Annotated in this window: 22 protein-coding genes and 2 pseudogenes; 11 read left to right on the top strand and 13 right to left on the bottom strand. The window is 73.0% G+C overall.

What is annotated here, in order from left to right; translation table 11 throughout:
* Positions 1–1,307: LCP family protein (locus BI06_RS10050; protein ID WP_043467077.1), on the top strand; the 1,307-nt coding region annotated here is incomplete at its 5' end.
* A gap of 82 nt (positions 1,308–1,389) precedes the next feature.
* Here the strand turns inward: BI06_RS10050 and BI06_RS10045 are convergent.
* Positions 1,390–2,154: a sporulation protein gene (locus BI06_RS10045; protein WP_030392310.1), complete on the bottom strand. Its 765-nt coding sequence runs from the start codon at positions 2,152–2,154 to the stop codon at positions 1,390–1,392.
* Between the two features lie 263 nt (positions 2,155–2,417).
* On the opposite strand from BI06_RS10045, the gene BI06_RS10040 reads away from it, so the two are divergent.
* Both BI06_RS10040 and BI06_RS10035 read left to right on the top strand, forming a co-directional pair.
* Complete coding sequence (locus BI06_RS10040; protein WP_043467074.1) at positions 2,418–3,158, top strand: FadR/GntR family transcriptional regulator; 741 nt, start codon at positions 2,418–2,420, stop codon at positions 3,156–3,158.
* A gap of 73 nt (positions 3,159–3,231) precedes the next feature.
* Positions 3,232–4,515, top strand: coding sequence for an MFS transporter (locus BI06_RS10035; RefSeq protein ID WP_043467071.1), 1,284 nt, complete (start codon positions 3,232–3,234; stop codon positions 4,513–4,515).
* 70 nt (positions 4,516–4,585) lie between these two features.
* Here the strand turns inward: BI06_RS10035 and BI06_RS10030 are convergent, their stop codons facing one another.
* The 7 genes and pseudogenes from BI06_RS10030 to BI06_RS10005 all read right to left on the bottom strand — a co-directional run bounded on the left by BI06_RS10030 (position 4,586) and on the right by BI06_RS10005 (position 10,607).
* Positions 4,586–5,302 (bottom strand): ABC transporter permease, encoded by a 717-nt coding sequence (locus BI06_RS10030; RefSeq protein WP_030392313.1) that lies wholly within the window; start codon positions 5,300–5,302, stop codon positions 4,586–4,588.
* Between the two features lie 98 nt (positions 5,303–5,400).
* Positions 5,401–6,318 carry an ABC transporter ATP-binding protein gene (locus BI06_RS10025; RefSeq protein ID WP_043467068.1) on the bottom strand — a complete coding sequence of 306 codons (918 nt, stop codon included), beginning with the start codon at positions 6,316–6,318 and terminating at the stop codon, positions 5,401–5,403.
* A 26-nt stretch (positions 6,319–6,344) separates the two neighbouring features.
* On the bottom strand, positions 6,345–7,256 hold the full coding sequence (locus tag BI06_RS10020) for an ABC-2 transporter permease (RefSeq protein ID WP_030392315.1): 912 nt from the start codon (positions 7,254–7,256) through the stop codon (positions 6,345–6,347).
* Entirely contained in the window at positions 7,240–8,286 is a 1,047-nt protein-coding gene (locus BI06_RS10015; protein ID WP_051740613.1) for an ABC transporter ATP-binding protein, read from the bottom strand. Before BI06_RS10015 ends, BI06_RS10020 begins: the two co-directional genes overlap by 17 nt.
* A 120-nt stretch (positions 8,287–8,406) precedes the next feature.
* Positions 8,407–8,532: pseudogene (locus tag BI06_RS47930) on the bottom strand (LLM class flavin-dependent oxidoreductase); the annotation flags it as partial.
* 77 nt (positions 8,533–8,609) lie between these two features.
* On the bottom strand, positions 8,610–9,248 hold the full coding sequence (locus BI06_RS10010; protein ID WP_158516411.1) for a DUF998 domain-containing protein: 639 nt from the start codon (positions 9,246–9,248) through the stop codon (positions 8,610–8,612).
* A 213-nt stretch (positions 9,249–9,461) separates the two neighbouring features.
* Complete coding sequence (locus BI06_RS10005; RefSeq protein ID WP_043467065.1) at positions 9,462–10,607, bottom strand: epoxide hydrolase family protein; 1,146 nt, start codon at positions 10,605–10,607, stop codon at positions 9,462–9,464.
* A gap of 63 nt (positions 10,608–10,670) precedes the next feature.
* On the opposite strand from BI06_RS10005, the gene BI06_RS10000 reads away from it, so the two are divergent.
* Positions 10,671–11,639 (top strand): YafY family protein, encoded by a 969-nt coding sequence (locus BI06_RS10000; protein WP_043467062.1) that lies wholly within the window; start codon positions 10,671–10,673, stop codon positions 11,637–11,639.
* Positions 11,640–11,909: 270 nt separating this feature from the next.
* Entirely contained in the window at positions 11,910–12,797 is an 888-nt protein-coding gene (locus tag BI06_RS09995; protein ID WP_043467060.1) for an LLM class flavin-dependent oxidoreductase, read from the top strand.
* A gap of 152 nt (positions 12,798–12,949) precedes the next feature.
* Here BI06_RS09995 and BI06_RS09990 read toward each other — a convergent pair whose 3' ends face one another.
* A complete protein-coding gene (locus BI06_RS09990; protein WP_051740611.1) occupies positions 12,950–13,885 on the bottom strand; it encodes a serine/threonine-protein kinase in 936 nt (311 codons plus the stop codon).
* A gap of 29 nt (positions 13,886–13,914) precedes the next feature.
* Between BI06_RS09990 and BI06_RS09985 the strand changes: the two genes are divergently transcribed.
* The 5 genes from BI06_RS09985 (at position 13,915) to BI06_RS09965 (ending at position 16,838) form a co-directional block, all read left to right on the top strand.
* Positions 13,915–14,517: an RNA polymerase sigma factor gene (locus BI06_RS09985; protein WP_233290084.1), complete on the top strand. Its 603-nt coding sequence runs from the start codon at positions 13,915–13,917 to the stop codon at positions 14,515–14,517.
* Positions 14,514–15,326: a hypothetical protein gene (locus tag BI06_RS09980; protein ID WP_043467058.1), complete on the top strand. Its 813-nt coding sequence runs from the start codon at positions 14,514–14,516 to the stop codon at positions 15,324–15,326. The genes BI06_RS09985 and BI06_RS09980 overlap by 4 nt, the downstream gene beginning before the upstream one ends.
* A 94-nt stretch (positions 15,327–15,420) precedes the next feature.
* The gene (locus BI06_RS09975; RefSeq protein WP_043467055.1) at positions 15,421–16,104 is read left to right on the top strand and encodes a hypothetical protein; all 684 of its coding nucleotides are present in this window, start codon (positions 15,421–15,423) and stop codon (positions 16,102–16,104) included.
* An 87-nt stretch (positions 16,105–16,191) separates the two neighbouring features.
* Positions 16,192–16,440, top strand: coding sequence for a hypothetical protein (locus tag BI06_RS09970; protein ID WP_043467052.1), 249 nt, complete (start codon positions 16,192–16,194; stop codon positions 16,438–16,440).
* A complete protein-coding gene (locus tag BI06_RS09965; RefSeq protein ID WP_043467048.1) occupies positions 16,437–16,838 on the top strand; it encodes a hypothetical protein in 402 nt (133 codons plus the stop codon). The genes BI06_RS09970 and BI06_RS09965 overlap by 4 nt, the downstream gene beginning before the upstream one ends.
* A gap of 48 nt (positions 16,839–16,886) precedes the next feature.
* Here the strand turns inward: BI06_RS09965 and BI06_RS50505 are convergent, their stop codons facing one another.
* Positions 16,887–17,063, bottom strand: coding sequence for a hypothetical protein (locus BI06_RS50505; protein WP_158516410.1), 177 nt, complete (start codon positions 17,061–17,063; stop codon positions 16,887–16,889).
* A gap of 186 nt (positions 17,064–17,249) precedes the next feature.
* Here BI06_RS50505 and BI06_RS09960 point away from each other — a divergent pair, with 186 nt between their 5' ends.
* Positions 17,250–18,092: an HAD family hydrolase gene (locus BI06_RS09960; RefSeq protein ID WP_233290083.1), complete on the top strand. Its 843-nt coding sequence runs from the start codon at positions 17,250–17,252 to the stop codon at positions 18,090–18,092.
* Positions 18,093–18,133: 41 nt separating this feature from the next.
* Here the strand turns inward: BI06_RS09960 and BI06_RS09955 are convergent, their stop codons facing one another.
* The 3 genes and pseudogenes from BI06_RS09955 to BI06_RS50500 all read right to left on the bottom strand — a co-directional run.
* Positions 18,134–18,910: a phosphate ABC transporter ATP-binding protein gene (locus BI06_RS09955; protein ID WP_199523273.1), complete on the bottom strand. Its 777-nt coding sequence runs from the start codon at positions 18,908–18,910 to the stop codon at positions 18,134–18,136.
* A gap of 194 nt (positions 18,911–19,104) precedes the next feature.
* Positions 19,105–20,028, bottom strand: coding sequence for a class E sortase (locus tag BI06_RS09950; RefSeq protein ID WP_043467042.1), 924 nt, complete (start codon positions 20,026–20,028; stop codon positions 19,105–19,107).
* Positions 20,025–20,367, bottom strand: a pseudogene (locus BI06_RS50500) (phosphate ABC transporter substrate-binding protein); the annotation flags it as partial. The gene BI06_RS09950 and the pseudogene BI06_RS50500, both read right to left, overlap by 4 nt.

Genomic DNA, 20,367 nt, shown 5'->3' with positions numbered 1-20,367 from the left:
TGCTGATCGGCTCCGATTCACGCTCCGGGAAGAACAGCGACCTGGGCGGCGGCGACGAGACCGGCGCCCGCTCGGACACCACGATCCTGCTGCACGTGTACGCGGACCACCGGCACGCGGTCGGCATCTCGATCCCGCGCGACGCCCTGGTGACCGTGCCCCGGTGCAAGCTGCCGAACGGCAAGTGGACCCGGGAGCAGCCCGCACAGATGTTCAACTCGGCCTTCTCGGTGGGCAATTCCGAGACCGGAAACCCGGCCTGCACGCTGAACACGGTGGAGCGGCTCACCGGCATCCGGGTGGACCACACCATCGAGGTGAACTTCGAGGGCTTCGCCGCGATGACCGGCGCCGTCGGCGGGGTCGACGTCTGCCTGCCGAACGACATCCACGAGGGGAACATCAACCCCAATCTGGGCCGGAAGGGCAAGGTGGTGCTCGCCAAGGGCCGCCAGCGGGTCTCCGGGCAGCAGGCGCTGGACTACGTGCGGCTGCGGCACGGTATCGGGGACGACTCGGATGTCGGCCGGATGAAGCGTCAGCAGGCTTTCCTGGCCTCCCTGCTGGCGAAGATCAAGAGCAAGGGACTGAGCCCCGGCACCCTGCTGCCGCTGGCCGACGCCGCGACCCGTTCGATGACCGTCGACCCCGGCCTCGACTCGGCCGCCAAGCTGGTGGACTTCGCGCTGACGCTGAAGGGCATCGATCTGCACGAGGTCAAGTTCCTGACCACGCCCTGGCGTTACTCCGGCGCCCGGATCGATCTGGTGCACCCGGCGGTCGACACCCTGTGGCGGACCCTGCAGGCCGATCGGACCATCGACGGCCAGGACGCCACCGGCCAGCAGGAGGCCGCGGGCGAGCCGACGCCCACACCCACACCGACGCCGAGCGCCGAGCCCTCCCCGGCGGTCGGCGCCGACGGCGCGCCGATCCGGGTCACCGTGTACAACGCCACCAACGCCGCCGGCCTGGCCGCCCGGGCCGCCGAGACCCTGCGGGCGGCCCGGGTCACCGTCGCCGGGACCTCCAGCCGCGGCACCGCGCGGGCGACCACCACGGTCGAGTACGGCACCGGGCAGCGGGCCGCCGCGGAGAAGGTCGCCGCGCTGTTCCCGGGCTCCGCGGTGGCTCCGGGGCAGGCGGCCGGGATCAGTCTGCGGCTCGGCCGGGACTACGCGGCGGGCGGCTCCGCCCCGCCGACCGCCACCGGCCCGGCCGGCAGCCCGGCCCCGCTGCCCACCGAGGTGGTCAGCGAGGCCAGGTCGGGTGACGACGACATCTGCAGCAACGTCTCCTACGGCTGACCCCGGCCCCGGACCGGCGCGGTCCCGGCCCCGCAAGCGGGACCGGGAGCGGGGCCGCGACCGGAACCGGTCCCGCGCGGCCTCAGAGCGCGGCGCGGATCCAGCCGTCCACCAGCGCCGTGAGGTCCTCGTCCGCCTGGCCGTGGCCGACCACATGGGTGCGGATCACGTCCCCGCCGCCGCCGAACAGGCCGCCCCGGCGGTCCGCCTCCAGCACCACCTCGACCTTGTCCGGGGTGGTCACGAAGCTGACCTCCAGCGAGTTGCAGGAGTGCGCGTACTGCGGCGCCGCCGAGTACTCGATCTCCTGGTAGAAGGGCAGGGTCTGCCCGGTGCCGCGGATGTGCCCGGCCTCCAGGTCCGCCGCGCGGAACCGGAAGCCCAGCTGGAGCAGGGTCTCCAGGATCCGGTGCTGCACCGGCAGCGGCTCGACCTCCAGCGGGTCCGAGTCGCCCTTGTCGAGCGCGCCCGCGATGTCGACCTCGGTGCGCACACCGAGCTGCATGCCGTGCAGGCGCTGCCCGGCGACGGCGGTGACCGGGGTCTCCCACGGCACCTGGACGGAGAACGGGATCGAGCGGTTCTCGCCCGGCGCCAGCTTCAGCGGGGCGGTGACCGAGAACCGCGCGAACGGGTACAGGCCGGTGCTCTCGCCGTCCTCGTGCTCGATCTCCACCCGGGCGACCAGGGTCAGCGTGATCCCCCGGATGTCCGCCTCCACCGTCCCGCCGGTCAGCTCGACCGTGCCGGCCATCGTCCCGCCGGGCCGCACGACCGGCGTGCTCAGGACGGTGTCGACACCGGGACCGCCGACGCCCAGGGCACCGAGCAGCTTCTTGAACACCATGCGGACGTTCTCCTCGCATCAGGGGGTGTGGACCGGGCCCGTCCTCCCGGATCCTTCCGGGGCGGTCCGGAGCGCCGGTCGTCCGGAGGAACGCCAGGCCGCCGCGGACGGTTCCCGGGCCGTTCATCCCCAGTTGTAGGATGACCGGGCAAGCGGTTGTAGGATGACCGACGACCGAGCCTCGACACACCGGGCGCTCGACCGCCACGCCCCGACGCACCACACCTCGACCACCGAGCCCGACAGACCGGGAGGAGCCCGCCATGAGCAGCGCGCACAGCGGCAACGACACGCTGCAGACCGCCGGGCGGCGCTCCCTGGTGGACACCGCGATCGACCAGCTGCGGGAGCAGCTGAGCGGCGGCGTCTGGCCGGTCGGCTCGCGGATCCCGACCGAGCACGAGCTCGCCGAACGCCTCGGCATCGGACGGAACACCGTCCGCGAGGCGATCCGGGTGCTGGTGCACGCGGGCATGCTGGTCTCCCGGCAGGGCGAGGGCACCTTCGTCCGCTCCACCAGCGACCCGGCCGCCGTACTGCGCGGGGTGCAGCGCTCCGGCGTGCGGGACGTCCTGGAGGTCCGGGCCGCCCTGGAGGCCGAGGCCGCCCGGCTGGCGGCGCTGCGGCACACCCCCGAGGACATCGTCCGGATGCGGGCCGCGCTGGCCCGCGAGGCCGAGGTGATCGCCTCGCACCCCGAGCGGGCCGGCCGCGAGGCCACCGTCGAGCACGACCTGGAGTTCCACACCGCCGTCGTCGAGGCCGCGCACAACCCGGCGCTGACCGAGGTGTACCGCTACTTCGGCGCCTCGGTGCGCGAGTCGATGCGGACGGCGTTCGGCGACCACGACATGCCCGAGGTGGTCGTGGCGACCCACGCGGCACTGGTCGACGCGATCGAGAGCGGCGACCCGGACCGGGCCGAACGGGCCTGTCGCGAGCTGCTCGCCGAACCCACCGCGGCCGTCGAGCAGCTCCTCGCCGCCATCGCCGCCCGGAAGTGAGCGGGCCGAGGCCCCCCTTCCGTTCCGTCCGCCTGCCCGGACGCACTCCGAATCCCACGAAAGAGCACCACCCATGGCCGTCACCCGTGCCCAGCAGCCGGTTGTCACCACCGCCGTCCCGCTCCCCGTCCGCTCCCGGCTCGCCCACCCCGCGCTGCTGCTGACCGGCATCCTGCTGGTCGCCCTGAACATGCGCGCCTGCCTGGCGGCGGTGTCGCCGATGGTGGGCGAGATCCAGCGCTCCTTCGGTCTCTCCGCCACCGCGAGCGGACTGATCACCACCGTGCCGGTGCTCTTCCAGGGCGTCGGCGCGCCGCTCACCCCCCGGCTGACCCGGCGGTTCGGCACCGAGCGGGTGGTGCTGGGCGCGGTGCTGGTGCTCGGCGCCGGGGTGCTGCTGCGGGTGCTGCCCTCGGTGGCGGCGCTGTACGCCGGGTGCGTGGTGATCGGGGTCGCGATCGCCGTACTGAACGTCTCGATGCCCGGACTGGTCAAGCGCGAGTTCCCGGACCGGGCCGCCGCGATGACCGGCGTCTACTCGACCACCATGCTGGTCGGCGCGACCATGGCGGCCGGTCTGTCGGTGCCGCTGGAGCACGCGCTCGGCGGTGGCTGGGAGGCCTCGCTCGGCGCCTGGTCGCTGCTCGCGCTGGTCGCGGCGGTGGCCTGGCTGCCGCAGGTGCTGCGGGCCCGGGCGGCCCGGGCGGCCCGGGACGGCGCGGGTGCCGTCGGTGCCGTCGGTGCCGTCGGTGTGACCAACCCGCCGGTCGCCCCGGTCCGGCCGATCCAGGGGATCTGGCGCTCGCCGCTGGCCTGGCAGATCAGCCTGTTCATGGGCATCTCGTCGCTGCTGGTCTACACCCTGGTCGCGTGGATGCCGACGATCCTGGCCGACCACGGGATGGACCGCGGCGAGGCCGGTCTGGTCTTCGCCTTCTCCAACCTGGTCCAGGTGGCCGGCGCCTTCCTGGTGCCGCTGTTCGCCGGGCGGATGACCAACCAGCGGGCGCTCGCCGTCGCGATGGCCCTGCTCAACGCGGTCGGCATCGCCGTCCTGCTGATCGCCCCGGTGCCCGGCGCCTGGGTGGCGGCCGTCATCCTCGGCGTCGCCCAGGGCGGTTCGCTCGGCCTCGGCCTGGCGTTCATCGTGCTGCGGACCGACAGCGCCGCCGGCGCCGCCCAGCTGGGCGGGATGTCGCAGGCGGTCGGCTACCTGGTCGCGGCGGCCGGACCGGTCGGGGCGGGCGCGCTGCGCCAGGCGACCGGCGGCTGGACCACGGTGCTGGCGCTGATGCTGGTCCTGACCGGCGTGGTCGCCGTCGCCGGCTGGGGCGCCGGGCGGGACCGCACCCTCTGACGCGGACGGAACGGCCCGCAGGGCTCGGTGAGCCGTGCGGGCCGTTCGTACGTGTGCTCCGGGAGGTGTCCTACTCCTCCGAGGCCAGGGTGAGCCCGGCCAGCTTCACCGAGGCGAGCACGGTCGCCGCCACCGCGACCACCAGCAGCAGCACGACGGCCGCGCCGAGCGAGACCACCGAGGTGAGCGAGCCCTCGGCGGCCACCGACTCGGCCACCGCCATCCCCCACTGCTGGATGCTCAGCTTGCGGGCGCCCTCGACGAAGTTGCCGATCACCGACTCCCACACCAGCGCGTACGCCAGCCCGGCCACCACCGCGTGCCGGGTCACCACGCCGAGCAGCAGGAACAGCGCGCTGTACGCGGCCCCGGCGACCAGCGCGGCGGCCGTGTAGGCGAGCGCCAGGCCCTCCTTGGTGCCGTACATCAGCAACCCGGACAGCAGCATCGGCACCGCCGAGAAGGCCCAGGTGATGCCGATCGCCACCGTCAGCTTGGTGGTGATGATCTTCCAGCGCGGCAGCGGCTTGGCGAGCAGGTAGACGATCGAGCCGTCGTCGATCTCGGTGGCGATGGCGCCGGTGCCGACGACCAGTCCGAGGATCGGCAGCAGGGTCCCCAGACCGAGCTTGCCGAGGATGTCGACGACCAGGTCGTGGTGGTTCCCGCTGGACGCGGCGGCGAACGCCGAGACGAGCAGCAGCAGGACGGGGACCACCAGCAGCAGCAAGCCGCGGCGGCGGCCGAGCAGGCCGCGCAGCGTCAGCCTGGCGACGGTCGGGTTCATGGTGGGTCGGCCTTCCTGGGGTTCCTGGTCCTGGTGAGGGGTGCCGGTCGGCGGGCGGCGGCATCGGCGGCCCGGGGGCCGGGTGCCGGGTGCCGGGGTTACGCGGAGACGAGGTAGGAGAACACGCTCTCCAGCGACTCGTCCGCCGGGGCCACGGTGTACAGCCGGATACCGGCCCGCTGGGCGACCTGCGGCAGCAGGGTGGTGAAGCCCTGGAAGTTCACCGCCTGGATCCGCAGTGCCTTCTCCTGCCAGTCCAGCTCGATGCCGGCCGTCGAGGGGTCGGCGATCAGCGCCGACGCGAGCTTGCGGTCGTCGCTGGAGCGGACCAGGTAGCGGTGCGGGCGGTCGGTCATCAGCCGGCGGATCTTGCGGAAGTCCCCGGACGCCGCGTGCCGGCCGGCCACCACCACCTCGATGTGCCGGGCCAGCTGCTCGACCTCCTCCAGGATGTGCGAGGAGAACAGCACCGTCCGGCCGTCCGCGCCGAACCGCCGCAGCAGGTCCATCAGCTGGAGCCGCTGGCGCGGGTCCATGCCGTTGAACGGCTCGTCGAGCAGCAGCACCGCCGGGTCGTGGACCAGCGCCGAGGCCATCTTGACCCGCTGCTTCATGCCCTTGGAGTAGGTGCCGGTGCGCCGCTCCTGGGCGTACTCCATCTCGACCAGGGCGAGCGCCTTGCGGGCGGCGGCGCCCGGGTGGGGCAGGCCGTGCAGCTCGGCGTTGGCGAGCACGAACTCCCAGCCGGTCAGGTAGTCGTACATCGACTCCCGCTCGGGGACCAGGCCGATCTGCCGGTACACCTCCTGGTTGCGCCAGATCGGCGCGCCGTCCAGGGTGACCGTGCCGGTGGACGGTGCCAGGAAGCCGCTCATCATGTGGATGAGGGTCGACTTGCCGGCGCCGTTCGGGCCGAGCAGGCCCGTGATGCCGGGGCCGATCGACATGCTGACGTCGTTGACGGCGACCACGTTCCCGAACCAGCGGGAGACCTTGTCGATGGTGATGGTGGCCATGACGCCCTCTCAAACGCTCGAAAGATTCAAATGCTTCGGTAGCGGCGCAGCAGCAGCCGGTACGAGCCGGCCACCATCGCGACGGCGACCAGGGTGAACACCAGCAGGCCGAGCCCGCCCGGAGCGTGCATCCGCTCCGGGCCGGTGCCGAGGTCGAACAGCTCGTTGGTCAGGCTCTCCACCAGCCCGCCCGGCGACAGCAGCACCGCCCACTGCGGGTAGGTCGGCAGCGGCTCGTCGAAGCCGACCGTGGTGGTGGCCAGCCCCACCACGACCCCGACCACCGCGGTGGTCACCGCCAGGTAGCCCATGATCGCGGCCACCCCGAAGCCCCGCCGCGGCGTGGTGGCGGCGATCACCACCGCGACCGAGGTCGGCACCAGGGCGTACAGCACGGCGGCCGTCAGACCGTAGAAGAAGTGCGCGGTCTGGTCCCCGAACTTCAGCCCGACCAGCAGCGAGCCGATGTAGAGCACCAGCAGCGGCGCGAGCATCAGCAGCAGTTGGGCGCAGGCCATCGCCCCGAACTTGGCCCGGACGTAGTCGGTGCGGGTGATCGGCCGGGAGAAGTACAGCGGCACGGTGTGGTGGCGCAGGTCCCGGGAGAACAGCACCGGCGCCTGCGAGGCCAGGAAGATCGAGACGACCAGCCCGATCGCGCTCAGGTACTGGGCGTAGTCCACCGGCAGCTTGTCGACCCCGGTGACCACGGCGACCGCGACGATGATCAGGGCGGGCACGGTGGCCACGCCCAGCACCAGCATCGGCAGCACCTTGGACTTGCCGGACCGCCCGAGGCCGTACGCGGCGCGCAGGCTCTGGGTGAACAGCGAGCGGGCGGCGTAGCCCCGGCCGAGCCGGGGCCCGGTGTAGCCGCGGTAGCCGATGTCGTGGATGACGCCGGTGTCGGCCGGGCGGAACTCAGGAGGCAGCGACATCTGCGGTACTCCCCTCGTTCTCCGTGGTCCGGGTGCTGTCGGTGCTGGCACTGCTCTCGGCGCCGTCCGCGTTCGCGGTGAACAGCTCCGCGACCCGGTGCCGCCGCTGCTCCAGCCGGACCAGGCCGAGACCGAGCCCCGCGACCGCGTCCCGGATGGCGTCGTAGGTCTCGTCGCCCGCCAGCCGGACCAGCAGGATCCGCGGCCCCTCCGTCTCCACCGACAGGCCCGCCGCCACCAGCCGCGTGCGCACCGCGGCGCTCGCGTCCAGGCCGTGGTCCTCCGGGTGGTCCGTCACCTCGACCGCCAGGGTGGCCGTCGCGCCGGTGAAGGAGGCGGTCGACGAGGAGCGCAGCAGCTTGCCGCCGTCGATGACCACCAGGTGGTCGCAGGTGCGCTCCAGCTCGCCCAGCAGGTGGGTGGTGACCAGCACCGAGATGCCGAAGTCGCTGTACACGCGGCGGATCAGCGCCAGCATGTCGTCCCGGCCGACCGGGTCCAGCCCGTTGGTCGGCTCGTCGAGCAGCACCAGCTTCGGGTCGTGCACCAGCGCCTGCGCCAGCTTCACCCGCTGCTTCATACCGGTCGAGTAGCCGCCCATCGGGCGGTACCGCTCCTCGTACAGGCCGACGTGCCGCAGCGTGTCCGCCGTCCGCTCCCTGGCGGCGGCGGCCGGCAGCCCGGCCATCCGCGCCATGTGGACCACGAACTCGGTGGCCGAGACGTCCGGCGGCAGGCAGTCGTGCTCCGGCATGTAGCCGACCTGCTCACGGATCGCCGACCCCTGGGTGGCGATGTCCAGCCCGAGCACCCGCCCGGTCCCGGAGGTCGCCGGGGAGAGCCCCAGCAGGATCTTGATGAGTGTGGACTTGCCGGCGCCATTGGCTCCCACCAGACCGACCACCCCGGGCTCGACCTCAACGGTCAGCTGATCGAGGGCAGTCACCCGGGGGAACCTCTTGGTGAGGCCGTCCGTCTTGATGACAGTGGACACAGGCTCAACGTAGTGCGCGTGTGCCCTTGTGAACATGGGCTGCGATGACGAGCCCGCCTGCAACTCCGGGATGACACCGCCCCGCCCGTCCCCTAGGGGCCGGCTCCTCGGGACCACGGCCGCGGGCGGCCCGGCACCGCCCGCGCGCCGCACCCCTCAGCCCAGCTGGGCGAGGCCCTCGGTGGCGATCCGCTCGAACACCGCCAGGTCGTTGGCGAAGATCGAGTCCGGCACCGGCCAGTGCACCACCAGCTCGGTGATCCCCAACTCCCGGCCCGGTCCACGAAGGCGTCCAGCCGAATGAACGGAGAGGGCTCGGAAGGCGCGTTCCGGGGCCGGCCGGTTCTCGCTCGGGCGGATCAACCGGCGCGGCCGAGGTGCGCTGTTGGTGTCGTCTGCGATCTGTCCGTCCGGCCGGTGATCAGGCCGCGCACGCCGGCAATCAGTGTCCAGAGCAGGAGGGGGAATGCGGCGGCCCGTTCCGTGCCTCCCATGCCGAGGCCGGCGTACTGGTGGGAGAAGAACAGTCCCAGGGCCGCAAGGGCGGTGGCTCCCAGTGCGGTGGAGCCCCATCGCAGAGCGGACGGTATGCGTTGCGACAGGCCGAAGCCTGTGAGAACGAGGCCGATGTTGCCTGTTGCCATGATGAGGAGGGCGCCCAGGACGTGCTGGTTCTCGTTGGTGTCCGCGGGAGCCAGGCCGACCAGCGCGAATCCCGCGCCCGCGCCGGCGAGCAGGACGCGGGCCGTAGCGGCGGTCCGGTTCCTGCGCCACAGGACACCGGCGGTCAGGATGACGCCGAGGACGAGCAGCACTCCCAGGGTGACGAATGAACCATTCATCAGAGCGTGCTGGGGGGAACAGATGTAGCGCGGCTCAGGCTCCGGCTGCAAGGCGCACAGGGCGTTCCCCAGGTCGCTGATGTTGTTGTGTGCCCAGCTGTAGGGCCTGGCCCATGCCAATTCGGCGATCTTGTGAACGGCGAAGAACTGCGCCACGCCCACGATCCATGCCGCGTACCCGATCCTGGCTCTCATCTGTTCACCTTCCGCCGTGCGAGCTGTGCGTGTACGGCCGATCATGCGGCGCGGGACCAGGGCACTCCGACGGCCCCCGGCGCGGCACTGTGCCGTTTCGGGCCGGCCCCGGGAAAGCGGGGCACCCTTCACCTGTACGGGCATCCGGGCGGCCGGGGGCGGGCCGACGGGGTGTCAGCCGGCGAGGGTGCCGAAGAAGGTGCGGACATCCGCGACGAAGGCCTGGGGCTGTTCGAGCGCCAGGAAGTTTCCGCCGCGCTCCAGTTCGGTCCAGTGGGTGATGTTGTGGTCCCGCTCGGCGAAGCGGCGGATGGCGACATCGGTGTGCAGGGCGACAGCGACACCGGTGGGCACGGTGCCGCGCGGCTTGGGAGCCCAGGCACTCGCGTCGTGGCCGGCCTCGTAGTAGAGATTCGCCGAGGAGCCAGCCGTGCCGCTGAACCAGTAGACGCTGACGTTGGTCAGCAGGCGGTCGCGGCCCACCGCGTCCTCGGGCAGTTCGGCGGCCGGGTCGGTCCACTCCTTGAACTTCTCGATGATCCAGGCGAGTTGGCCGACCGGCGAATCGTGCAGGCCATAGGAAAGGGTCTGCGGGCGGGTGGACTGGATGGCATTGAAGCCCATCTTGTCCTGCTGGAAGTCCTCCAGCCGGGCCAGGCGCTCCTGCTCGGCGGCGGTGAGGCCCTCGAACTCGGCCGGGTCCCCGGAGGGGAAGGTGATCAGGCCATTGACGTGGATGCCGACAACCCGCTCGGGTGCCTGGCGCCCCATCTCTGCGGCGATCCAGGCGCCACCGCCCGTCCCCTGGACGCCGTAGGAGGCGTAGCCGAGCCGGCTCATCAGCTCGGTGAACGCGCCCGCGATGCGGCCGGTGTTCCACCCGGCCTCGCCGAGCGGACCGGAGAAGCCGGTGCCGGGGGTCGAGGTCACGATGACGTGGAAATCCTCCGTCAGCGGCCGGATCACCTCGACGAACTGCACGAACGAGCAGGGCCAGTCGTGCAGCAGGAGCAGCGGCCGGGCCGCCGGGTTCTGCGAGCGCACGTGCAGGAAGTGCACGTTCTGGCCGTCGATCTCAGTGGTGAACTGGGGGAACTCGTTGAGTTCCGCCTCCGCCTCGCGCCAGTCGAAGCCCTCCGCCCAGTACCAGGCCAGGGCCTTGAGGTAGTCGGCAGGTACTCCCCGGCCCCAACCGGCGCCGGGGATCTCGCTGCCCCAGCGGGTGCGGGCCAGCCGCTGGCGCAGGTCGTCGAGCTCCTCCTGCGCGATGTCGATGCGGTACGGGCGGATCCGGGTGTCGGTGCTGCTGGTGATCTCCATGGGTGAAACAGTATTCTCAATACAGGCACGACAGCTTCCTAATGAGCAATCAGGCTGAGTCTCATGTTGGACACTTCCGCACGACTGCTGCGCCTGCTCGCCCTCCTGCAGACCCCGCGCACCTGGCCGGGCTCCGAACTGGCCGAGCGTCTGGGGGTGAGCGGGCGCACCGTCCGCAACGACATCGACCGGCTGCGCGAGCTCGGCTATCCCGTGGACGCCACGCGCGGATCCACCGGCGGGTACCGGCTGGGCGCCGGGGCGGTGCTGCCCCCGCTGCTCCTGGACGACGAGGAGGCCGTCGCGGTGACGGTCGCGCTGCGCACCGCCGCGCAGGGCGCCGTCCCGGGCACCGAGGAGGACGCGCTGCGAGCGCTGGCGAAGCTGGAGCAGGTGCTGCCCTCACGGCTGCGTCGACGGGTGCGGGCGCTCCAGGCGTACACCGTGACCGTGCCCGCCGACCGTCCCGCGCCGGCCGTCTCGGCGGAGGTGCTGACCACGCTGGTGTCCGCCTGCCGCGACCGGGAACGGCTGCACTTCGACTACCTGGACCACGGCGGCTCCTCCACCCTCCGGATCGTGGAGCCCTACCGGGCGGTGAACTGGGGACAGCGCTGGTACCTGGTGGCATGGGACGTCGAACGCGAGGACTGGCGAACGTTCAGGGTCGACCGGATCCGGCCCCGCACCCCGGCCGGGCCGCGCTTCGCCCCGCGCGAGCTGCCCGGCGGCGACGCGGCCTCGTACGTCGCCCGCCGGGTGTCGGGCGCCGCCTGGCGCTACCACGCGCGGGTGGAGGTCCACGCGCCGGCGGCGGCGGTGATCGAACGGATCAACCCCGCGGTCGGGTCGGTGGAGGCCGTCGACGCGAGCAGGTGCCTGTTGACCACCGGCGCCGACACGGTGCAGAGCCTCGCCGTCCACCTGGGCATGCTCGACTTCGACTTCGACGTCACCGATCCGCCGGAGCTGGTCGCACACCTGCGCCGACTCGCCTCGCGCTACACCCGCTCCACTCCCCCGGACCACTGACACCCGCCCGGACATCCTGGATATGGAGCCCTTTCCGACCTGAGGTCGGCACTGCGGGGTTGGGCTGCCGCACAACACGACGAAGCTCCGCCCCTGCGCGGGCCCCGCACCCCGACCCACCACGGGTCGCGGGGAAGCGGATGCAGCGACTGCAGGTGCCGCACGTGTCAGGGCCCTGCGCTCCACGACGGCTGGTGGACGGCGTACACACGCCACCGCCTGAGGCCCGGTACTCGGCGTCCGCAAGCACGTCCGACTAGGGTCGATGGCATGCGTCTGAGTACCGTGATCCTCCCCATCCACCGATGGGGCGAGGGACAGAAGATCTGGCGACGAGCCGAGGAGCTCGGCTTCCATGCCGCCTACACCTACGACCACCTCTCCTGGCGGTCGTTCCGGGACGAGCCGTGGTTCGGGTCGATCCCGACCCTGACGGCAGCGGCCACGGCCACCGAGGGGATCCGGCTGGGAACGCTCGTAACCTCGCCGAACTTTCGCCACCCGGTAACGCTGGCGAAGGAACTGATCACGCTGGACGACGTGTCCGGCGGGCGGGTCACGCTGGGCATCGGGGCCGGCGGGACGGGCTTCGACGCGACGGCGACGGGGCAGGAGGCGTGGTCGCCGAAGGAGCGGGCGGACCGGTTCGGGGAGTTCCTGCCGCTGCTGGACGAGCTGCTGACCAGCGACGCCACGACCCGCGAGGGCAGGTACTACTCGGCGGTGGAGGCGCGGAACGTCCCCGGGTGCGTGCAGACGCCGCGGGTGCCGTTCTACGTCGCGGCGACCGGTCCGCGCGGGCTGGGGCTGGCGGCGGAGTACGGGCAGGGCTGGGTGACGTACGGGGACCCGCGCGGGCCGGCGGACGTGCCGGTGGAGCAGGCGCCCGAGGTGATCGCCAAGCAGATCGAGAAACTGACGGCGGCCTGCGAGGCACGGGGACGGGACGTCGGCGAGCTGGAGAAGGTGCTGCTACAGGGCTCGACCGCGGAGAAGCCGCTGCTGTCGGTGGACGCGTTCGTGGACTGGGCGGGACGGTACCGGGAGCTGGGCATCACCGAGCTGGTGATCCACTGGCCGGTCCCGGACTCGATCTTCGAGAACGACCTGGTCGTCTTCGAGAAGATCGCCACCGAGGGCCTGGCCAAGCTGGGCTGAGCGATACAGCCGACGCGTCCTCGGTACCCGGTATGCCCTGAAGGCCGCTCGTGCGCGGTCCTTCCGGAGATCGGTCCCGGGGGCCTTCACGCGTTCGCGGCCGGATTCCGCTCCAGGACACGACCGCCGGTGCGGACCGCCCCCCGTCGGACTCAGCGCCGCAGCCAGCTCAGCAGGGTCGTCGCCGTGAACACCGCGCCGGACGCCAGCCAGACCGCGCGCGGGGTCAGCCGGACCGTGCGCGGGGTCGGCCACCCGCGGCCCTCCTCCGGGGGCCGGGGCTGCGGGGCCGGAGCCAGCAGCGCGTCCGCGAAGGCCCGGGCGGTCGGCGGCCGGTCCGCCGGCTCGACGGACATCGCGGCCCGCAGCAGCAGGGCGACGTGCGGGGGGAGCTCCGCCCCGGCCGGGAGCTCCGGCAGCGTCGAGGCGGTCGGCCGGTCGGTCATCATGGCCGTGGCGCGCCCGCCCGGGCCGAACGGCTTCTGACCGGTCAGCAGCTCGTACGCCACCACGGCCAGCGCGTACACGTCGGCCCTGCCGTCGAACCCGCCGGTCTGGAAGGCCTGTTCCGGCGCCATGTACGCGGGCGTGCCGGTGGTCACCGTCAGCCCGGACGCGTCGGCCAGCTGCTTCGCGCTGCCCAGGTCCGCCACCAGCACCGCGGCGGGCGCGGGGTCGGTGGCGAGCAGCAGGTTGGACGGCTTGACGTCGCGGTGCACCACACCCGCCTCGTGCAGGACCTGGACCGCGTGGGCCGCCTCCGCGGCCAGCCGCAGGGCCTCCCGCGGCTCGCACTGCCCGACCCGGTCCGCCAGGGTGCCGCCGCGTACGAGGTCCATGACGAAGTAGGGCCGGTCCTCCTGCACCCCGACGTCGTGCACCCGGACCACCCGCGGGCTGGCGATCCGGCGCAGCAGTCGCGCCTCCGCCAGGAACCGCTCGCGCACATCGGCGTTGGCGGCCCAGTTCTCGGCCAGCACCTTCACCGCGACCTCGGTGTCGAGCTCCGGGTCGTAGGCCTTCCAGACCGTGGCGAAGGAGCCGGCCCCGAGCCGCTCCAGCAGGAGGTAACGGCCGAGCTTGCGCATGTGGCAGCATTCTGCCGGAGTCGGGGGGAGTGCGGAACTCCTCTTCGGCGGACGCGATACCGGGCGGGACGGAACGGGGGATCCGGGTGTTCGAGGAAGGTGAGCCGGAACGGCTCGTGGCGGCCGCCCGGGCGGGCGACCCGGGGGCGATGGAGTACCTGCTGGCCAAGCTGCGGCCGGTGGTGCTGCGCCGCTGCTCGCGCTTCCTGCCCCACCACGCCGACGCGGAGGAGGCCGCGCAGGACGCGCTGCTGTCCATCAGCACGCACCTGGGCAAGTACGACGGCCGGGGCTCCTTCCAGGGCTGGGTGACCGTGATCGCCTCGAACGCCGCCCGGTCCACCTACCGCTCGATGCGCCGGCGCGCCGAGGACAGCCACGCCGACCTCCCCGAGCATGTCGACCCGCGCACCACCAGCGTCATCGCCGGGACCAGGCTCGACGTGATGGAGGCGCTGGCCGCGCTGGAGCAGCAGCACCCCGCGCTGGTGGAGTCCTTCGTGCTGCGCGACCTGGGCGACCTGACCTACGCCCAGGTGGCCGAGCAGTTGGACACCCCGATGGGCACGGTCAAGGACCGGATCCAGAAGGCCCGCCGCTTCATGCGCGAACGCCTGGTCACCGGTCCGTGAACGGCGGTCCCGCGGCGGGCGTCGGCGGCCACGCCGTGGTCCGGACCCGGTCCGCCGTCGCCGCCCTGGTGGCGGCCGCCGTGCTCGGGCTGGCGACCGGCCGGTTCGTCCTGCCGCCGCCCGGCGGGGGCACCGCGCACGCGGCCGGGCGGTCCGCTCCCGCGACGACGACGCCCGGCTCCGCTCCTGTCCCCGCTTCTGCCTCGCCGACCGATGCTCCCGGCACGCCCGGGCCCGTGACGACCGCGAACCTCCTGGAAGCCGTGGCGTTCCGCCCGGAGGTCGCCACCGCGCGGATCCACGTCACCGACCGGTACGGCGACGGGACCTACGCCAACCCGGCCTGCACCGGCGAGAAGACCCTCACCCAGACCCTCGGCGTGCCAGGTGCCCACTTCCGCGGACTGACGACCAGCCTCCGCACCGACCCGGACGACCCCACGTGGGCGACCGAGCTTGTCGACCAGGTCGCCCGCGAGGTCGCCGCCGAGGCCCCGAGCCCTTCCCTGGCGCAGGACTTCACCGAACGGCTGCTGCAGGAACAGGTGACCTGCCAGAAGCAGCCGCCGGGGCACTGGGTCTACGGAGACACCACGACGGTGCGGTTCGCCCCGGACGTCACCGCGAGCTGGATGGGCACCTACGAGGGACTCCTCAACACCACCGGCCGGGCGCCGCTGGGCGAGGAGCCCTGCGGCGGCGTCGCCGTACTGCGCAGCGGGACTCACTACGGGGTGCTGGAGGTCCACACCTGCCTGGGGACGGCCGCGATGGACCGCGTCGTCAGGACCGCTCTGTCACGGCTGTGAAACAGCCGGCCGGGGATCCGACTTTCCGTCCTCCGGCGGCATCTCCCCGGTTGTACGAGGACGCAGCAGGCGTCCCGACCAGCAGGGGGACCAGATGACCGAGAACCGGGCCGTCCAGCAGAAGTCCGTCCGCCGCAACCGGGTCGCCGCCGCGGCCTGCCTCGCCGCCGCACTGGCCGCGGTCGGCGTCGTCGGCGCCCGGTCGGCCACCGCCGACGGGGCCGCGCCCAGCACGGCGGTCGCCGCCCGGCCTGCCGCCGTCACGGCCACCGCGACCGGACTCGGCTCCGCCGCCCTCGTCCAGAGCGAGGACCAGGTCCAGCAGGGCCTGCACCCGGTCGGCGCGACCGTCGCGCTGACCGGTCGCCAGGGGCTGTCCGCGTGCTCCGGCGAGGAGACGATGCACGACCTGACCAAGGGCCGGGCCACCGCGTACGCCTCCGTGACCTGGACCTTCGCCACCGAGGGCCTGCTGATCGAGTCGGCCGCGAGCGCCCCCACCGGGCCCGTGGCCGCCGGCTGGGAGCAGCAGCTCGTCGCGCTCGTCCAGGACTGCCAGCACGAGCCCGCCGGCCACTGGTACTACGGCGCGGCCCACACCCTGACCGCCGCCGGCGGCACCGCCCACTGGTACCCGTCCTACAACGGCGACGGCGCCGCCAGTGGCGGGGTCGCCGTCCTGCGCAGCGGCACCCGGGTCGCCCTCGTCGAGCTCACCGGCCCCGCAGCCTCGGTCGAAGGCATCACCACCGCGGCGCTGAAGCGCCTCGCCCCCTGAACCGGTGGCCCCGCCCGCGCCGGCGGGCGGGGCCGCCTGCTGTCTCTCGCACCACCGGGACGTGCATACCGGCGGTATGCTTGCCCTATGGCAGCCACCACGCGGATCACCGTCACCCTGCCCACCGAGCAGGTGGCCGAGCTGAAAAAGCTCACGGACAACGTCTCCGGCTACGTCGCCGAGGCGGTCGCCCGACAGATCAGGCATCAACTGCTCGGTGACGAGCTGCGCCGGTACGAGGAGGAGCACGGCGCGTTCACGGAGGAGGAACTCACAGCCGCGCACGCAAGGATCTTCGGTTCGTCCGAATCCGGCAGCGGAGCGGCCGCCGCGTGAGCGAGCGCATCGAGACCGTCGTACTGGACTCCCAGGGGATGTCCGCCTGGATCTCGCAGGACCGTGCGGTGCTCGCGATGATCAGCGCGTTCCACTCGATGGCAGCCGGTCTCGTGATCGGCGCCAACACCATCGTGGAGATCTCGCACGCCAAAGCGAACACCGCCCGACTGAACTGGGTCCTCTCACAGGTCAGGATCGAGCCGGTGACCGAGCATGCCGCCAGGGCCTCCGCGGCACTGCTCAAGCAGGCCGGTCTGCACGGCCACAAGTACGCCATCGACGCTACCGTCGCCGAGATGGCCCTCCGCCAGCCGGGGCCGGTGGCCATGCTCACCTCGGACGTCGACGACATGGCCAGGCTCTGCGGCGACCGGGTCCGGCTCATCGCGATCTGAGCCGGACCTGGCCGAACGCGGTGACGCCGACCGCACCGGGCCCCTGCCTCAGGGGTGCGGCCGCTGGGCGGGGAGGCGGACGGGGTGGGTCGGGGTGGTGCGGCGGGCGAGCTCGGCGAGGGTGTCGAAGAGGATGTCGCCGATCAGGACCGGCTCGCGGGAGGGCGGCGGGGCGTCCTCGGGGGCGGTCGGGGGGCTCTCGTCTCGGACCTGGCGAGTTGGCATGGCTCTTCCTGCCGACGGGGTGGCCGAGGGGAGTCCTGCCCGGTCGGGGGCGGTGGGACACCCCGGGGGCGGGGTGATCGGCCGGAAACCGGTGCGGCCGGGGCCGAAACGTGCCGCAAAGATCGATCCGGGGCCGGGCCGACCGCCCCGGTGACCGGTCGGCGGTGCGTGGGCGAAGATGGGTCGGTGACCACACCGCGCACCGCTCCCCCGATCCGGCTGATCGCCACCGACCTGGACGGCACCCTGCTCTGCTCCGGCGGCACCGTCACCGGGCGCACCGCCGCCGCCCTGGCCGCCGCCGAGGCGGCCGGGATCCAGGTGGTGTTCGTGACCGGCCGTCCGCCGCGCTGGATGCAGCAGGTGAGCGCGCACATCGGCGGCCACGGGGTGGCGATCTGCTCGAACGGCGGCGCCGTGGTGGACGTGCACCGCGGCGAGCTGCTGGAGTCGTTCCCGCTGGGGGAGGCGGAGGCGCTCGCGGTGGTCGGGCGGCTGCGGGCCAAGCTGCCGGGCATCGCGTTCGCCTTCGAGTACCCGGCCGGGTTCGCCCGCGAGCCCGGGTACGAGGTCCGGATGTGGGGGCAGGACGAGAACCACCCGGTCGGTCCGGCGGAGCGGCTGCTGGGCGAGGGCGGGCCGGTGCGCGGGCTGTTCAAGCTGCTCGCCAAGCACCCGGACCTGGACCCGGACAAGCTGCTCGGCGAGGCCAGGGAGGCCGCCGGGGACCTCGCCGAGATCACCCGCTCGGCGCCGATCCCGCTGCTGGAGATCAGCGCGCCCGGCGTCACCAAGGCCAGCACGCTGGCCCGTTGGTGCGCCGGGCGGGGGATCGGCCGGGACGAGGTGGTGGCCTTCGGCGACATGCCGAACGACCTGGAGATGCTGGCCTGGGCGGGTACCGCGTACGCCGTCGCCAACGCCCATCCGCAGGTGCTGGCGGCGGTGGCGCTGCACACGGTGAGCAACGAGCAGGACGGCGTCGCCGCGGTGCTGGAGGAGATCCTCCGGCACCGCGGCGACGAGTAGCCGAGCGGGCGAGCGGGCGGGCGAGCGAGCGGGGCCGCCGGTTACCCGAAGCGGCCGTTGACGTAGTCCGAGGTCCGCTGGTCGCGCGGGTGGTGGAAGACCTGCTCGGTCGGCCCGTGCTCGACGATCCGGCCCGGGGTGTCGTGGGTGGCCAGGAAGAACGCGCAGCTCTGCGAGACGCGCTGGGCCTGCTGCATGTTGTGGGTGACGATCACGATGGTGAGCTGACCGCGCAGCTCCGCGATGGTCTCCTCGACCCGCCGGGTGGAGGTCGGGTCGAGCGCCGAGCACGGCTCGTCCATCAGCAGGATGTCCGGCGAGACGGCCAGCGACCGCGCGATGCACAGCCGCTGCTGCTGGCCGCCGGAGAGCGAGCCGCCCGGGGCCTCCAGCCGGCCGGCCACCTCGTCCCAGAGGCCGGCCTGGCGCAGGCTGGTCTCCACCAGGTGCTCGCGCTCGTCCCTGGTGACCTTGATGCCGGCGAGCTTGAGCCCGCTGGCGACGTTGTCCTTGATGGACATCGCCGGGAACGGGTTGGGCCGCTGGAACACCATGCCGATGCGGCGGCGCACCTCGGCCGGACGGCGGCCGGGGCGGTAGACGTCGTCGCCGTCCAGCAGCACCTCGCCGGAGAGCGCGGCGCCGCGGACCATCTCGTGCATCCGGTTGAGGATCCGCAGATAGGTCGACTTGCCGCAGCCGGACGGTCCGATCAGGGCCGTCACCTCGCCGGCCGGCATGGTCAGCGAGACCCGCTCCAGCACCTTGCGGGCGCCGAACCAGGCGGAGACCTCGCGGGTCTCCAGCCCGGCCAGCACGGACTCCTCGGGGTAGCCCTGGTAGTGCGCGTCCTGCGGGTAGAGCAGCTGCTGCCCGTCGTGTCCGACGTAGTCGGCGCCCGCGGGGACGGCGGGCAGGGTGATCGTGGTCTCGGCCGGGTCGCCCGGCCCGTGGCTGGGCGGTACGTCGGTCATCGGTGCATCCGTCATCGGTACGGTCCTCCGGGCGCGCGTCAGTAGAGATTGGGCAGCAGGGCGGCGGCGTTCTCGTAGACCGCCCAGAGCAGCGCGCCGACGACCGGCGCGAGGCTGAGGTAGGCGGCCGAGCGGTGCCAGTACCGGGCCAGCACGACGACGGCGACCACCGCGCCGAGCAGTCCCAGCGTCCACAGCTGCAGCGCGGCCAGCGCGCCCTTGTCGGCGGCCAGCGCCTTGTCGTACGGCACGGTGGCGGGGCGTCCGCCGGGGTTGACCACCGGGTCGCCGTCCAGCCGGGCCCCGATCATCACCGTCGACTCCGGGATCCAGTTGGAGTCGCTGGTCACCAGCACCAGCCGGTTGCGGACCGGGTCGACGATCGGGTGGTCCTGGTCGCCGTACACATTGACGGTGTAGGTGAACTTGCCCTGGCCGGTGGTGGCCTCGATCCGGTCGCCGACCCGCAGCTTGTTCAGCTCGCCGAACGGCGCCCCGAAGGTCGCCCCCCGGCCGAACAGCACCGCCACCCCGGTCTGCCCGGGCAGCGCGGTGTCCCGGCGGTGGCCGGGGCCGCGCATGAGGTCCCGGCCAGTGGTGCCCTCCACCACGACCACCTGGTGCAGCCCGATCGCCGGGATGTCCAGCAGCGCGACGGGGGAGCCGTCGGCGGCCTTGCCAGTCGGGGCGGTCGCCTTGCCGAGCTGGTCCCGGAAGGACTTGTAGGCGGTGGACTGGAAGTGCTTCTGCTGGACGTGCGACAGCGTGAACAGGTAACCGACGAAGCCCATGGTGAGCGCCGCGAGCAGGCTCACCGCCCAGGCCGCCTGCAGGAACCTGATCCGCTTGGCGGTCCGGCCGGAGCCGTCCGACCCGGCCGGAGCGGACTCCGGGGCCGGGGCGGCGGGCGGTGCCGCGTCCGCCGGGGACGGCGCGGGCTTCTCCAGGGCGGGCGCCGTCATGACCGGCCGCCCGTCTGCGAGCGCCGGCGCAGCAGCCGGCGGCCGAGCAGCGGCGGGACGATGACGACGGCGAGCAGTTCGAGCGCGGTCAGCGTGCTCAGGGTCCAGTCCTCCGGGCGGCCCGCGACCTCGACCACGTCGGCGGCCACCTCGGTGGCGGTGCCGCTGCCGCGGCCGCGTGCGACCACCTGGCCGGTCTGCGGGTCGACGACCTCCTCGACGCCCTGGCCGTCGGTCCCGTCGGCCGGCGCGTTCGGGTCGGTGCCGGCGGCCGGGGCGTTGGGGTCGGTCGCCACGGCGCCGCCGTCACCGCCGGTGCCGCCCGTGGTGCCGGCCCCG

This window comes from Kitasatospora sp. MBT66, assembly GCF_000710405.2.
In the GTDB taxonomy this organism is placed as follows: domain Bacteria; phylum Actinomycetota; class Actinomycetes; order Streptomycetales; family Streptomycetaceae; genus Kitasatospora; species Kitasatospora purpeofusca.
Note: the sequence above shows the minus strand (reverse complement) of the source record. Positions and strands in the feature narration are given on the sequence as shown.

Excerpts from the sequence above, each read along its gene's own strand:
- BI06_RS10045 (WP_030392310.1), bottom strand. The coding sequence starts at position 2,154 with ATGGTGTTCAAGAAGCTGCTCGGTGCCCTGGGCGTCGGCGGTCCCGGT.
- BI06_RS10040 (WP_043467074.1), top strand. The coding sequence starts at position 2,418 with ATGAGCAGCGCGCACAGCGGCAACGACACGCTGCAGACCGCCGGGCGG.
- BI06_RS10035 (WP_043467071.1), top strand. The coding sequence starts at position 3,232 with ATGGCCGTCACCCGTGCCCAGCAGCCGGTTGTCACCACCGCCGTCCCG.
- BI06_RS10030 (WP_030392313.1), bottom strand. The coding sequence starts at position 5,302 with ATGAACCCGACCGTCGCCAGGCTGACGCTGCGCGGCCTGCTCGGCCGC.
- BI06_RS10025 (WP_043467068.1), bottom strand. The coding sequence starts at position 6,318 with ATGGCCACCATCACCATCGACAAGGTCTCCCGCTGGTTCGGGAACGTG.
- BI06_RS10020 (WP_030392315.1), bottom strand. The coding sequence starts at position 7,256 with ATGTCGCTGCCTCCTGAGTTCCGCCCGGCCGACACCGGCGTCATCCAC.
- BI06_RS10015 (WP_051740613.1), bottom strand. The coding sequence starts at position 8,286 with ATGTTCACAAGGGCACACGCGCACTACGTTGAGCCTGTGTCCACTGTC.
- BI06_RS10005 (WP_043467065.1), bottom strand. The coding sequence starts at position 10,607 with ATGGAGATCACCAGCAGCACCGACACCCGGATCCGCCCGTACCGCATC.
- BI06_RS10000 (WP_043467062.1), top strand. The coding sequence starts at position 10,671 with ATGTTGGACACTTCCGCACGACTGCTGCGCCTGCTCGCCCTCCTGCAG.
- BI06_RS09995 (WP_043467060.1), top strand. The coding sequence starts at position 11,910 with ATGCGTCTGAGTACCGTGATCCTCCCCATCCACCGATGGGGCGAGGGA.
- BI06_RS09990 (WP_051740611.1), bottom strand. The coding sequence starts at position 13,885 with ATGCGCAAGCTCGGCCGTTACCTCCTGCTGGAGCGGCTCGGGGCCGGC.
- BI06_RS09975 (WP_043467055.1), top strand. The coding sequence starts at position 15,421 with ATGACCGAGAACCGGGCCGTCCAGCAGAAGTCCGTCCGCCGCAACCGG.
- BI06_RS09970 (WP_043467052.1), top strand. The coding sequence starts at position 16,192 with ATGGCAGCCACCACGCGGATCACCGTCACCCTGCCCACCGAGCAGGTG.
- BI06_RS50505 (WP_158516410.1), bottom strand. The coding sequence starts at position 17,063 with ATGCCAACTCGCCAGGTCCGAGACGAGAGCCCCCCGACCGCCCCCGAG.
- BI06_RS09950 (WP_043467042.1), bottom strand. The coding sequence starts at position 20,028 with ATGACGGCGCCCGCCCTGGAGAAGCCCGCGCCGTCCCCGGCGGACGCG.